Annotated in this window: 12 protein-coding genes and 1 tRNA gene; 5 read left to right on the top strand and 8 right to left on the bottom strand. The window is 68.7% G+C overall.

The features are described from left to right. The first annotated feature begins 11 nt into the window (after positions 1–11). Both V5740_RS07265 and V5740_RS07270 read left to right on the top strand, forming a co-directional pair. Positions 12–824 (top strand): ThuA domain-containing protein, encoded by an 813-nt coding sequence (locus V5740_RS07265; protein ID WP_347304395.1) that lies wholly within the window; start codon positions 12–14, stop codon positions 822–824. Positions 825–947: 123 nt separating this feature from the next. Beyond that, on the top strand, positions 948–2,738 hold the full coding sequence (locus tag V5740_RS07270; RefSeq protein ID WP_347304396.1) for a thiamine pyrophosphate-requiring protein: 1,791 nt from the start codon (positions 948–950) through the stop codon (positions 2,736–2,738). Positions 2,739–2,836: 98 nt separating this feature from the next. Here the strand turns inward: V5740_RS07270 and V5740_RS07275 are convergent, their stop codons facing one another. The 6 genes from V5740_RS07275 to infA form a co-directional block, all read right to left on the bottom strand. Further along, the gene (locus V5740_RS07275) at positions 2,837–3,487 is read right to left on the bottom strand and encodes a PAS domain S-box protein (protein ID WP_347304397.1); all 651 of its coding nucleotides are present in this window, start codon (positions 3,485–3,487) and stop codon (positions 2,837–2,839) included. Positions 3,488–3,784: 297 nt separating this feature from the next. Further along, positions 3,785–3,860: transfer RNA gene (locus V5740_RS07280), tRNA-Phe, on the bottom strand. A 109-nt stretch (positions 3,861–3,969) separates the two neighbouring features. Further along, on the bottom strand, positions 3,970–4,131 hold the full coding sequence (gene yacG, locus V5740_RS07285; RefSeq protein WP_347304398.1) for a DNA gyrase inhibitor YacG: 162 nt from the start codon (positions 4,129–4,131) through the stop codon (positions 3,970–3,972). After that, complete coding sequence (locus tag V5740_RS07290; RefSeq protein ID WP_347304399.1) at positions 4,128–5,099, bottom strand: ribonuclease; 972 nt, start codon at positions 5,097–5,099, stop codon at positions 4,128–4,130. Before V5740_RS07290 ends, yacG begins: the two co-directional genes overlap by 4 nt. Continuing rightward, complete coding sequence (locus tag V5740_RS07295) at positions 5,092–5,673, bottom strand: nucleoside triphosphate pyrophosphatase (protein WP_347304467.1); 582 nt, start codon at positions 5,671–5,673, stop codon at positions 5,092–5,094. Before V5740_RS07295 ends, V5740_RS07290 begins: the two co-directional genes overlap by 8 nt. A 52-nt stretch (positions 5,674–5,725) precedes the next feature. Continuing rightward, positions 5,726–5,971, bottom strand: a complete 246-nt coding sequence (gene infA, locus V5740_RS07300) for a translation initiation factor IF-1 (RefSeq protein WP_347304400.1) — start codon at positions 5,969–5,971, stop codon at positions 5,726–5,728. A gap of 219 nt (positions 5,972–6,190) precedes the next feature. Between infA and V5740_RS07305 the strand changes: the two genes are divergently transcribed. The 3 genes from V5740_RS07305 to V5740_RS07315 all read left to right on the top strand — a co-directional run bounded on the left by V5740_RS07305 (position 6,191) and on the right by V5740_RS07315 (position 12,254). After that, complete coding sequence (locus V5740_RS07305) at positions 6,191–9,193, top strand: hypothetical protein (RefSeq protein ID WP_347304401.1); 3,003 nt, start codon at positions 6,191–6,193, stop codon at positions 9,191–9,193. Between the two features lie 61 nt (positions 9,194–9,254). Further along, on the top strand, positions 9,255–11,195 hold the full coding sequence (gene uvrC / locus V5740_RS07310; protein ID WP_347304402.1) for an excinuclease ABC subunit UvrC: 1,941 nt from the start codon (positions 9,255–9,257) through the stop codon (positions 11,193–11,195). 54 nt (positions 11,196–11,249) lie between these two features. Next, positions 11,250–12,254: a glycoside hydrolase family 43 protein gene (locus V5740_RS07315; RefSeq protein WP_347304403.1), complete on the top strand. Its 1,005-nt coding sequence runs from the start codon at positions 11,250–11,252 to the stop codon at positions 12,252–12,254. Positions 12,255–12,257: 3 nt separating this feature from the next. On the opposite strand, the gene V5740_RS07320 is transcribed toward V5740_RS07315, so the two are convergent. Further along, entirely contained in the window at positions 12,258–12,644 is a 387-nt protein-coding gene (locus tag V5740_RS07320; protein WP_347304404.1) for a hypothetical protein, read from the bottom strand. Between the two features lie 40 nt (positions 12,645–12,684). Further along, positions 12,685–13,578 carry an acyl-CoA thioesterase II gene (locus V5740_RS07325; protein WP_347301847.1) on the bottom strand — a complete coding sequence of 298 codons (894 nt, stop codon included), beginning with the start codon at positions 13,576–13,578 and terminating at the stop codon, positions 12,685–12,687. Positions 13,579–13,665: the final 87 nt, after the last annotated feature.

Below are 13,665 nucleotides of genomic sequence, written 5' to 3' on the forward strand. Positions count from 1 at the left end.
GCCTTCTGACCATGCGCAAGATGCTGGCCGTGATCGCCTTGCTGACGATGGCGCAGGCGGCACCCGATCCCCATCGTCCGACCCCGACCTACGATGTCGTGGCCCCTGCTTTGCCCGGCCGTCTGGACGACGCCGTGCTGATCGTATCGAAGACCAACGCCTGGCGGCATCTCGAACACATTCCCCATTCCAATGCGGTGCTCGCCCGCATCGCCGATGATCTTGGGCAGGCAAGCTACGTCACCGAGAATGCGGCGGTCTTCAACGACGAGCAGCTACGGCACTTCTCCGTCGTGGTCCTCAACAGCACCAGCGGCGACTTCATGACGCCCGATCAGCGCGCCGCCCTGGCCGCTTTCGTGGCACGCGGCGGGGGCGTGGTGGCGCTGCATGCCGCGGGCGACGGCAGCCATGCCGACAGCTGGTATACCGGCACGATCATCGGCGCGCCCTATGCCGGGCATCCGGGCGGCGCGGACCAGTTCCAGTCGGCCCGGATCATCATCGACCAGCCGGACCATCCCGTCATGGCCGGTGTGACCCTGCCCTGGTCGCCGGTCGACGAATGGTATGCCTACACCGCCAGCCCGGCCGCCAGCGGAATGGTCGTGCTCGCCCGCATTGACGAGGCGACGTACCGGCCGGCTGCCGGGCGGGAGATGGGATCGCACCCGGTGATCTGGACCAATCCCGCCACGAAGGGCCGCGTGCTCTACTCCGCGCTCGGGCACCTGCCGGACGCCTACGACGATCCGAACTACCAGCGCATCCTCACCAACGCCATCGCCTGGGCAGGTCGGCACCCTAGCCCCGGCGCCGAATAGCCCTGCCCGCACGGTTGGCGGACCTCGCGCCGGAGGCCATCGCTGCCCGCAGGCCGCGATCCGTCGAGCCCGATGAGGCGCCTCAGGCGTTCAGGACATCTGCGCGCCACACAAGGAGCACCCATGGCTCAGCTTACCAGCGACTTCTTCGTCGAACGCCTGCGGGCCTGGGGTGTCACCCGCATCTACGGCTATCCCGGTGACGGCATCAACGGCGTGCTGGGAGCGCTCCAGCGCGTCGAGGGGACGGACGCCGGTATCGAGTTCATCCAGGTGCGCCACGAGGAGATGGCGGCCTTCATGGCGACGGCCCACGCCAAGTTCACCGGCGAGATCGGCGTCTGCCTGTCGACCGGCGGCCCGGGTGCCACGCACCTCATCACCGGCCTCTACGATGCAAAAAGCGACCATGTCCCCGTGCTCGCCATCTCCGGGCAGGCGGAACGGACGGTACGGGGCGCAAGCTACCAGCAGGAGCTGAACCTCGATCGCATGTTCGCCGACGTCGCCGACTTTGTGCAGGAGGCGGTGGCGCCAGCGCAGCTCCGCCATCTGGTCGATCGCGGGCTGCGGATCGCCCGTGCGCGGAACGGCATCGCGGTCCTGATCCTGCCCAAGGACCTGCAGGGCGAGCCTTACGAGGAGCCGCAGCGCGCTCACGGCTTCACCCGCTCCGGCCCCGGCTACTCGCCGCCGCGCGTGGTGCCGCAGCAGGCGGACCTGCGCCGTGCCGCGGAGGTGCTGAATGCGGGCTCCAAGGTCGCGATCGTCATCGGTGCCGGCGCGCGCAACGCGGCGGAGGAGGTCGTCGCCGTGGCCGACCGCCTGGGCGCGGGTGTCGCCAAGGCGCTGCTCGGCAAGGATGTGCTGCCGGACGACCTGCCCTTCGTCACCGGTGCGATCGGGCTGCTCGGCACCAGGCCATCGTCGGACATGATGGAAGGCTGCGATACGCTGCTGATGGTCGGCACGGGTTTCCCATGGGCGGAGTTCCTGCCCACGGACGGGCAGGCCCGTGCGGTACAGATCGACATCGCGCCAGAGATGCTCGGCCTGCGCTACCCGGTGGAAGTCAATCTGCACGGCGATGCCGGGGAGACGCTGCGCGCGCTGCTGCCGCTGCTGAACCGGCAGGAAGATCGCGGCTGGCAGGACGGGATCGTCGCCGGAATGGCGGACTGGCGCGAAACACTGAAAGGCCGCGCCATGGCGGAGGCATCACCCGTCAATCCGCAGCGCGTCGTGTACGAGATGTCGCCCCGCCTGCCGGCCGACGCGATCGTGACCTCCGATTCCGGCTCCTGCGCCAACTGGTACGCGCGCGACTGGCAGGTGAAGCAGGGGCAGCGCGGATCGCTGTCGGGCGGCCTTGCGTCGATGGGCGCCGCCGTGCCCTATGCCATCGCCGCCAAGTTCGCCCACCCGACCCGCCCCGTGGTGTCGCTGGTCGGTGATGGCGCCATGCAGATGAACAACATGGCCGAACTCATCACCGTGCAGAAATACTGGCGGCGCTGGGCCGACCCGCGGCTGATCGTCTGCGTCTTCAACAACGAGGACTTGAACGAAGTGACCTGGGAACAGCGCGTCATGGAAGGCAATCCGCGCTTCCCCACAACCCAGTCGCTGCCCGACGTGCCCTACGCACGCTTCGCGGAGATGCTCGGGCTGACCGGCATCTTCGTGGACCATCCGGAAGAGTTGGGCGACGCCTGGGACCGTGCGCTCGCGGCCGACCGTCCGGTGGTGATCGAGGTCAAGACCGATCCGGATATCGCCCCGCTACCGCCGCATGTCACGCTGGAACAGGCGAAGGGCTTCCTGTCCTCCATGGCTAAGGGTGATCGCGGCACGGCGCGGGTGCTGGCCGACACCGCACGGCAGATCATCGGCGGCGTCCGCGAACGGCTCTGACTCAAGTGCAACTCGGAACCGGCATGGGCCAAGCTGACCTGCTGTCGGAGCATTCCACAACCCCGTTTGCTGGCAAGCCGAGCCAACCACGATGATCCTCAGTCGCCGACGCTCCTGTCGAGGAGATGCTCGATCTTCTTCCATGCCCGATCCGTGAGCTGAAGCGGTTCGTCAGAGGAGCGCGGCGGCTCGATCAAGCGCTTGTGCTCCAGCACAACAAGCTGGCTGGTGACCAGCGACGGGCGCATGGCGGCGCCATCACTGATCGACCTGATCGTCGCGCTCTTTCCCTCGGCTTCCGCTAGGTAGATTTGTAGCAGGATAAGCCAGGGAAAGTCGGAGAATAGGTCTTCCCCGAACTGCAAGCGCCGCCGCTGCAGGTAGCTGTCTTCGAGCCGCGCCGCCTCCATCAAACCCTTCGGATTGCGCCTGAGCTGCCCCGCATCGGCCAGTTGGATGGTGGCGACAATCTTTCCGCCATCCTGTGCGTGCAACCGTGACGCCTGCACGGTCGCCCAGATCGAGGTGCCATCTGGCCGCATATACCGCTTGCGTAGAACAGACGGTCCTTCACCCAGGCGGAGGCTGGAGACGACAATGGTACTGCGGACGCAATCATCAGGGTGCGTCAAAGCCTGGAAGCCCACGCCGATGAGTTCGTGCTCCTCCCGCTGCATGATCTCGCAGATGTGCGAATCCACCGCTAGCAGGGTGCCGTATCTATCAGCGAGAGTATGTCCCGTCAGCATTGCAGCATGCCTCGGTATCGATGCGGGTTGGTTCAATCATCAGATACGTTGCGCAGACTTAGATGGTTGCACAAGTATCTTCATTGGGCGGGGTGTCGGGCGCACTATATGGAGGTATCGGCACTCCGGTGCGCTCAGTCTCCGGTGCCCCGGTCAGGTAATCGGGTGCCCTGTCAATGCCCTCAACGTGCTCCGGAACAGTCCGGAATAATATGGATTGCTCTGAACTGTCGCTGAGGTGTGACCGGCAAACAGGCAAGCTTTCGCGCCAGATCTGGGACATTCCGGGACGGGAAATGGTGCCCGGGGACGGATTCGAACCGCCGACACTGCGATTTTCAGTCGCATGCTCTACCAACTGAGCTACCCGGGCAGGGTCCAACCGGTCAGGCAGATGCCCCCGCGCATGGCAGGCGGACCGGCGTTGGAGGCGGCGCTATGGCGGAGGGTCGGCGGCTTGGCAAGCGCCTTTTCGACCACCCTCAGCCCTCGCCCGCGATCTCCTCCGGCGTGGCAGGGCGGCCGGGCACGGCATAGCCGTCGTTGAACCATTGCGCGAGGTCGCGGTCGCGGCAGCGGGTGGAACAGAACGGCGTATGCGTCTCGCTACGGGGCTTGCCGCAGATGGGGCAGGAACGGGTCATCGAGTGATGATCTGGGCATGCGGCGCCCCGATGGCAAGCCGCGGATCGGGCGCCACCTCCACCCGCCGCCCGCTGCGCCGCGCCAGCTCCGCCAGCCAATCCGGCTGCAATTGCGCCGCGACCGCCGGATGGCAGGCAAGCTGCACCACCCCGCCCGCCATGCCGCCCTCACCCGCCACTTCCGCCCGCCGCAGCAGCCAGCGGGCGGCACTCTGCGCCGGCTGCAATTGCGCGCGGTGCAGCAGCGACGGGCGGACCAGCCGCGACACGATCTGCACGAAGCCGAAGCCATTGGCGGCGGTGCGTTCATGCGGCCAGTCGGCGAGCGCCACGCCCAGCGCCTCGTCCACCATCCGACGATCCGCCTTGGCGTCCAGGCTGGGGAAGTCGATGCCGACCGGCCCGCCGAGATCCAGCCGGTGCAGCGTGGCGGCCAGCGGCGCCACCGCGCCTTGTGCCAGCGCCAACGCCGGCAGCGTGCCGTCCACGTCCACCAGCACCATGGCCGGCGTGGCGTAGAGCACCAGCGATCCACCCGCGAAGCCGACCTCGCCCGCAAACGCTTCGGCCAGCAATTCGTCCCACAGCCCTGCGGGGAAGCGGTGCACGATCCGTCCGCCAAGTTGCCGTGCCAGCGTCGGCGCCGGCCGCACCGCCAGATCGCTCGGCCGCGCCCGCGCAAGCTTGGTCCGGCCTCGTTCTCCCATGGCGGGGCGCGTCACTTCCAGCCGGATCGTCGCGCCCTCCGCCGCGTCGGCGGGCAGGCGATCGACCAGCGCCTCCGCCCCATCGGCGAAGCGGGCGGTGCCGCGGCGCGCGCCCTTCGTCCGGTGGACCAGCACCGCGTCGGCGACCAATCCGGCCTGCAGGCCATCGTCCCACCGCCAGGCGGCGGCGCGCACCTCGTCATCCGCCAGCAGGATCGCGCGCTCCTCCGCGATCCCCTGCTCGACCAGCCACTCAGCCAAGCGGGAACCCGGCCGCCTTCAGCAGCGCGCGGGTCTCGAACAAGGGGAGCCCGATCACGCCCGAATGGCTGCCCGCCATCCACGCGATCAACGCCTCCGCACTGCCCTGGATGGCGTAGCCGCCGGCCTTGCCCGCCCACTCGCCCCCGGCGACATAGGCGGCGATCTCCGCATCGGTCAGCGGCTTGAAGCGGAGCTGCGTCTCGCTCACCCGCTCGCGCATCGTCCCGTCGGGCGCCAGCAGCGCGATGGCGGAGAACACGCGATGCCGCCGGCCGGACAGCAGGCGAAGGCACCCCTCTGCCGTTGCCGCATCCTCCGCCTTGGGCAGGATGCGCCGGCCGACCGCGACCACCGTGTCGCCGGCCAGCACATGCGCGCCGCCGGCCTCGCCCGCCAGGGCCAGCGCCTTGCCCCGCGCCAGCCGCAAGGCGTGCGAGCGCGGCAGTTCGCCGGGTTGCGGCGTCTCGTCGATATCGGCAGCGGCGACCCGCGCGGGCGCGATCCCCAGCCGGGCCAGCAATTCGCGCCGGCGCGGGCTGGCGGATGCCAGGATCAGCGACGGGGCGCCGATCAAAGGGATTGGGGCCGATGCGGCACCCTGTGCCTCGGCCACCAGCGCGGCCTCAGGCGAGGCCGGGGCCGCCGCGACCGGGCATGAAGCGGTAGGTGATGCGCGCCTTGGTCAGGTCATACGGGGTCAGCTCGCACAGGACCTCGTCCCCCACCAGCACGCGGATGCGGTTCTTGCGCATGCGGCCGGCGGTGTGGCCCAGCACTTCGTGGCCGTTTTCCAGCTCGACCCGGAACATGGCGTTGGGCAGCAGTTCGACCACCCGGCCGCGCATTTCCAGCAGTTCTTCCTTCGCCATGCGGGCTCAGGCTGCGATGCTTTGATTGATCATGGTCGCGGCCCATAGCGGTTGCCCGCACAAAAGGGAAGCCCGCCGGCCATCGTTGCGACAGCCCGCGCGACATACCTGCAACAGGTGCGACACATTGATACCGGCCGCTGCTTGCCCGCACAACCCGTTGTCGCAAGAAGCGCGTTGGGGGGCCTGAACAACACGCCCACATGAGGACCATCGACTTTGCGCCATCTGCCGCCCAGCCTGCTGACCCTTGCCGCGGTCCTGGCCGTCTTTCCCGCGACCGCCGTGCTGGCGCAACAAACCCCGGCCGAAGGCGGGGAACAGGCGACGCCGGGCGGCGCCGTGGTGGACGAGGCGGCGAACGAGATCATCGTCTTCGCCCGTTCCCTGCGCGGCCAGGTCGACGCGCCTGAACCCCCGCTGCTGGAACTGGGGGAGGAGGATATCGCCAGCTACGGCGCCGGCTCCATCGACGAATTGCTGGAACTGCTCGCCCCGCAGGTCACCAGCGGCAGCGGCCGGGGTGACGGGCGCCCGGTGATCCTGGTCAACGGCGTGCGCATCGCCAGCTTCCGCGAACTCAGGTCCTACCCGCCCGAGGCGATCGAGAAGGTGGAGGTGTTCCCCGAATCCGTCGCCCAGCGCTATGGCTATTCGGCGGACCAGCGCGTCGTGAACATCATCCTGAAGAGCAATTACGCCAGTCGGGAGATCGAGGCGGAATACGGCCAGCCCTGGGATGGCGGCTTCTCCACGCAGGAGGTGGAGGCCACCCTGCTCCGCATCAGCGGCCCCAGCCGCTTCAACGTCAACCTGCGCTGGAACAACAGCAGCATCCTGACGGAGGCGGAACGCGGCGTGCTGCAGGCGGTCGGCAGCGTGTCCACCGTGCCGGGCGACCCGGATCAGGCCCGTTACCGCAGCCTCGTCAGCGACACGGCCGGGCTGGAAGGCACGGTCAACTGGACCACCCGGCTGGACGATGCCGGCACCTCGCTCAGCGTCAACGGCACCGTTGAACGCGACGATTCGCTCAGCCTGCAGGGCCTCGACACCGTCACGCTGGCTGATCCTTCGGGAGCGACCGCCTTGCGTGTGCTGGGGGAGGAGGATCCACGCACGGTGGACCGGCGCACCACCACCTACTCGGTCGCCAGCGCGCTGAACGCCACGGTGGAGGAATGGCAGCTGACCGGCACCGTCGATGCCAGCCGGCAGGATCAGCGCACGCTGACCGCGCGCCGGGCGGATACGTCCGGGCTAGTGGCGGCGGCTGCGGCGGGCACGCTGCCGATCACCGGCGATCTCGGCCAGTTGCCCGATGCGGGCTTCGACCGGGCGGACAGCACCACCGATACCCTGTCCAGCAAGATCACCGCCAATGGCCGCCCCTTGCTGCTGCCCGCGGGGGAGCTGTCGGTGACGCTGGATGCCGGTTACGACTGGACGCGCCTGACGCGGGAAGACACCCGCTCCATCAACGAAGATGCCCGGCTGACGCGCGGCAACGTCAATGGCGGGATCAGCGTCAGCGTGCCGCTGACCAGCGTGCGCGACGACTTCCTGGCCGATGTCGGCAATCTGTCGCTGAACCTGACGGGCGGGGTCGATCACCTGTCGGACTTCGGCACCCTGACCGACTGGTCGGCGGGGCTGATCTGGGGCGTGACCGACACGCTGACCTTCCGCGCCACCCGCGTCGGGCGTGAACAGGCACCCTCCCTGGCGCAGCTCGGCAATCCGACGATCGAGACACCCAACGTGTCGATCTTCGACTTCAACACCGGGCAAACCGTGCTGGCGACGGTCATCAGCGGCGGCAATCCCACCCTGCCCGAACAGCAGCAGAGCGATTGGAACATCGGCGTCAACTGGCAGCTGCCGTTCCTGGAACGCTCCAATGTCGAGCTCGAATATATCGACACCAAGTCGGAAGATGTGGCGCAGGGCTTCCCCGTGCTGACCCCGACGATCGAGGCGGCCTTCCCCGGACGGGTCATCCGCGACGCCGACGGCCGGCTGATCTCCGTCGACCAGCGCCCTGTCACCTTCGCCGAACAGAAGGCGCGCCGCATTCGCGTGGGCTTCAACCTGTCTGGGCCGCTGGGTGATCCATTCACGCCCGAACAGCAGGCAGCCCGGCAATCGCGGGATCCGCTGCGGTCTGCCCTGCGGCCCGGCGGCGGTGCGCCCGGCGGCAATGCCGCGCCCGCGCAGGCGCCATCCGCCCCGGCGGGCGGTACGCCCGACGGGCAGGGTCGCCGGCCGGGCGGCTTCGGCGCCAACCTGACGCCGGAGCAGCGCCAGCAGGTCGCCGCCTTCCGTCAGACCTTCTGCAGCAGCGATCCGGCGGTCAGCGCCGCCGCCGACATTTCGGTCCTGCCCGAAGGATTGCAGCAGCGGCTGCGCGGACCGGACGGGCAGATCGCACCCGAACGCCTGCAAACCTTCCGCGAACGGTTCTGCAGTCGGGAGGCGCCGTTCGGTCGCCCGGCGGGGGCCGAAGGGCAGGCGGCGTCCGGTGGCGCCGGCGCCCCGACCACGCCGGAAGAGCCGGAGGACCGGGACCGGGATCGGCCCCGGCCGGCGGCCGCCGGCGGCGCGGCCCCGCAGACAGGTGGCCCCGCCGGCGCGCCTCCTCCGGGCGGTGCGGGTCCGGGCGGCGGACCGGGGGCCGGTCCGGGCGGCCCCGGCGGTGGTGGACGCGGTGGCGGTCCCTTCGGCGGCGGCAACAACGGTCAGGGTCGCTGGAACCTGAACGTCGATTACACCTACGAGATCGAAAACGAGGTGCTCGTCGCGGAAGGTGGACCGGTGCTCGACCTCCTGAATGGGGAGGCATTGTCCGGTGACGGCAATCCGCGCCATCGGGTCCGCGCGCGTGGCGGCCTGTTCTATCGCGGCATGGGCGGCTTCCTGCAGGCCGAATATATCGGCTCCAACCGGCTGCGCGGCAGCGCCGCGGCGGGCGGGACCGACCTGCTGTTCAACGATTACGCCACGTTCAGCCTGCGTACCTTCGTCAACATGAACGAACGCGGCAACCTGACCGAGAACGTTCCGCTGCTGGAGAATGTGCGCGTGTCGTTCAGCATCGACAACATCTTCGACGCCCGTCAGCGGGTCACTAACGACGATGGGGTCGTGCCGATCCGCTACCAGCCGTTCCTGGTCGATCCGATCGGCCGCCGGTTCGAGATCGAATTGCGCAAGCTGTTCTGATCGCCGCATCCGCCTGCCGCGCCCGCTTCCATGGCGGGGCGGCAGGCCCTATCTGCCCCCCATGTCCCGTACGCCTGCCGGTACCCCCCACGATCCCCGCGGTTCGGCCCGCTTCAACGAAGATCGCGCCGCCTACACCGTCTCCTCCGCCCAGCCCGATCTGGAGACGGGCGTCGCCGCCATTAGGGAGACGGTCCGCACGCTGAAGCCCAAGCCCGGCGTGTACCGCATGCTCGATGCCCGGGGGGAGGTGCTGTATGTCGGCAAGGCGCGCGCGCTGAAGAACCGCGTCGCCAATTACACGCAGATCGCCGGCCTCTCCAACCGCCTGCGCCGCATGGTCGGCCAGACGCGCAGCATGGAGATCGTGACCACGAACTCGGAGGCAGAGGCGCTGCTGCTGGAAGCGCAGCTCATCAAGCGGTTCCGCCCGCCCTATAACGTGTTGCTGCGCGACGACAAAAGCTTCCCCTTCATCCTGCTGCGCGCCGGGCATGACTTCCCGCGCATCCAGAAACACCGCGGCGCGCGCAAGATGCAGGGCCAATATTACGGCCCCTTCGCCAGCGCGGGCAGCGTCAACACCACCATCAACGCGCTGCAGAAGCTGTTCCTGCTGCGCAGCTGCACCGACAGCTTCTTCGCCCGCCGCGACCGGCCCTGCCTGCTCTACCAGATCAAGCGCTGCTCGGCGCCCTGTGTGGGCCGCATCGACAAGGCGGGTTATGGCGAGCTGATCCAGGAGGCGAAGGACTTCCTCGGCGGCCGGTCGGGCGCGGTGCAGAAGAAGATCGAGGCGCAGATGGCCGAGGCGGCGGAGGCGCTCGACTTCGAACGCGCCGCCATGCTGCGCGACCGGTTGCGCGCGGCGACCTTCATCCAGGGCACGCAGGCGATCAATGCCGGCGGGGTCGGCGATGCGGACGTGTTCGCGCTGGCATGCAAGGGCGGGCATGTCGCCGTGCAGGGCTTCTTCATCCGCGGCGGGCAGAACTGGGGCCACCGCGCCTTCTTCCCCAGCCACACGGCGGAGGTGAGCGAGGAGGAGATCCTGTCGCGCGTGCTGGCGCAGTTCTACGAGGAGGTGCCGCCGCCGCCCACCATCCTGGTCGATCGCGAACTGCCGGAGCGTGAAGTGCTGGAGGAGGCGCTGGGCGCCCTCGCCGGCCGCCGGGTGGAGCTCAGCATTCCGCAGCGGGGCGACCGCCGCCGGCTGATGGAACAGGCCCGCCGCAATGCGGAGGAGGCGCTCGACCGCCGCATGGCGGAAACCGGCACGCAGGCCAGGCTGATGGCGGACCTCACCGAGTTCCTGGAGCTGCCCGATGTGCCGCAGCGGATCGAGGTCTACGACAACAGCCACATCCAGGGCACCAAGGCGGTCGGCGCGATGATTGTCGCCGGGCCAACCGGCTATCTCAAGAACCAGTACCGCAAGTTCAATATCCGCAGCGCGCAGACGAACGACGACTTTGCCATGATGCGCGAGGTCATGGGCCGCCGCTTCGCCCGCGCGCTAGAGGAGGACCCGGACCGCGACAGCGGGATGTGGCCCGATCTTGTGCTGATTGACGGCGGCAAGGGGCAGATGTCCTCCGTCCGCGACGCGCTGGAGGAATTGGGGATCGAGGACGTGCCGCTGATCGCGATCGCCAAGGGCCCGCACCACGGGCGCGAAGGGCGGGAGGTGTTCCACTTCCCAGACGGGCGGGAAAAGATGCTGCCGGTCAATTCGCCACTGCTGTTCTACCTCCAGCGCCTGCGGGACGAGGTGCACCGCTACGTCATCGGCGCCCATCGGGAGAAGCGCAGCCGCGCCATCACCGCCAGCCCGCTGGACGAGATCCCCGGCATCGGCCCCGCCCGCAAGCGCGCGCTGCTCCTCCATTTCGGCACCGCCGGCAAGGTCCGCGCGGCGGGGCTGGAGGACCTGCAGCGCGCGCCCGGCGTCAGCGCGGCGGTGGCGCAGGCGGTGTACGATTTCTACCACCCGCGGGGGTGACAGGCCGCGCCGCTCCCGTTTATGTCAGACAAAACGCTGACCCGGGAGACTGCCATGATCCGCCGCGCCGCCCTTGCCGCCACCGCCGCCACGCTCGCCCTCACCGGCTGCGCGCCGAGCGGGCCGCAAGGCGCCACGCCGCTGGCCGCCGCCGACGGCTGCAACCCGCTGTTCCGCAACCGCTGGACCGCCGACCCCGCCCCGCTGGTAACGGGTGACCGCCTGTACCTCTACGCGGGCCACGACAATGGGGAGGAGCACTTCCGCATCGACGAATGGGTCGCCTACTCCACCACCGATATGAAGACCTGGACCGATCACGGCGCCTTCATGAAACCGACCGACTTCACCTGGTCCACCGGGGAGGCATGGGCATCCCAGATGGTCGAGCACGGCGGCAGGTACTACTTCTACGTCACCGCGCAGCATGCGAAGCCCCATGGCGGCAAGGCCATCGGCGTGGCGGTCGGCGACAGCCCGCTGGGCCCGTTCACCGATGCCCGCGGGTCCGCGCTGGTGCTGGACAACAAGGACACCTGGCGCACCTGGAGCGATATCGACCCCACCGTGCTGGTCGACGATGACGGTACGGCGTACCTCGCCTGGGGCAATTCCAACCTGTACCTGGCGAAGCTGAAGCCCAACATGATCGAGCTGGACGGCCCGCCGCAGGAACTGCACCTCACCAATTACCTGGAGGGGCCGTGGCTGCACAAGCGCGGCGACCTGTATTACCTCACCTACGCCTCCATCAAGGAGCCGGAGCAGAAGAACGAGCGCATCTCCTACGCCACCGCCCCCTCCATGGCTGGCCCATGGACCTATCGCGGGGAATTGACCGGGGAGGCGGAGAACAGCTTCACCATCCATGCCGGGATCGAGCAGTTCAAGGGCGAGTGGTACTTCTTCTACCACAACGGGCTGCTGACGATCGACGGCAAGCCGGGCTCGCAATATCGCCGGTCCGTGGCGGCGGAACGCATCGTCTACAACGGCGATGGCACGATGCAGCCGATCACCCAGACGCGGCAGGGGGTCGCCACCGGTCCCTGCCGGTAACGCTCAGCGGCGGTGGTAGCTCTGCGCCGCCGCCGCGTCCTGCACGTCGTAGCTGAACCAGGCGCCCGCCCCATGGTCGTAGACCTGGACCATGCCGTCGGCGACCCGCGCCTCGAACGAAGTGCCCGATCCGCGATCGTGGCCGGTCACCCGATCGCCTTCGCGCACGAAGGAGACGAAGGTCACCTCCTCCGTGCTGTAGATTTCCGGCAGAGTACCACCGAACCCGGCGGAACGATCCCCGTCGAAACCCTGCAACCGGTCGCCGCGGCATTCGGCCGCGATGCGCCGGTCGTGCCCGGCCGCATGGTCGTAGATGCCGGCAACCTTCCTGCCGGTGACGGAGGCGAAGGTCGCGGCAGCGACCATGGCGCGAACGTGGGGCTTCATGATGGAACGCGGCACCGGCTCACGGGAAGGCACACCTTCCTCACGCCAGCCGCACCATTCCTTCCTGCGCGACACTCGCCACCAGGCGCCCGTCGCGGGTGAAGATGCGCCCCCGGCCGAAACCGCGCGCCGCGCCGGACCACGGGCTCTCGATCACGTAGAGCAGCCAGTCGTCCGCCCGGAACTCGCCATGGAACCACAATGCATGGTCCAGGCTCGCCGCCTTCACGTCGCCTCGCGGGAAGCTGAGGCCGTGGGGTTGCAGCGCGGTCGACAGCAGCTGGAAATCGCTGGCATAAGCCAGCACCGCATTGTGCACGGGGCGCCCGTCGGGGAGCGGCGCGACCGTGCGGAACCAGACATGCGCCACCGGCGCCCGCTTCTGCGGGTCCAGCCAGTCGCGCGGTTCCACCGACCGGAAATCGATCGGCCGGCTGCGGATCATGAACTGCTTGGCCAGCCCTTCGGGCAATTGTTCGGCCACTTCGCGCCGGATCTGCGCGTCGGACACCAGCTCCTCGGGCGGGGGCACGTCGGGCATCTCCGCCCATTGGTGCGACGGCCCGTCCTGCGCCTCCTGGAAGGAGACGAGCAGCGTCAGGATCGGCTGGCCCTGCTGGCTGGCGACGACGCGGCGGTTGGAAAAGCTGTTGCCATCCAGATCACGCTTCACCCGGAACTCGATCGGGTGCTGGTCCGTGCCGGCGCGCAGGAAATAGGCGTGCAGCGAATTGGCCATCCTGCTTTCGGGTACGGTCCGCCGGGCGGCGCCCAGCGCCTGCGCGATCGCCTGCCCGCCGAACACCCGGCCCGCCGCGTCGGGCTGCCGCCGGCCGATGAAGCGATCACCCCCGCGGGGTTCCAGGTCCAGCAGCAGCGTCAATTCCGCCACAAGTTGTTCGGGCGTGGGTCGTCTGGAGTCAAAGCTGGCCATCGTCCGTCGCAGATGCGCGGCACGCCATGGCTAGTCAACTTTATTGCAGCGCGGTGTCACAAACCGTTACGCGGGCCCCCTCCTTTC

The sequence above is a fragment of the Croceibacterium sp. TMG7-5b_MA50 genome (assembly GCF_039830145.1).
Classification (GTDB): domain Bacteria; phylum Pseudomonadota; class Alphaproteobacteria; order Sphingomonadales; family Sphingomonadaceae; genus Croceibacterium.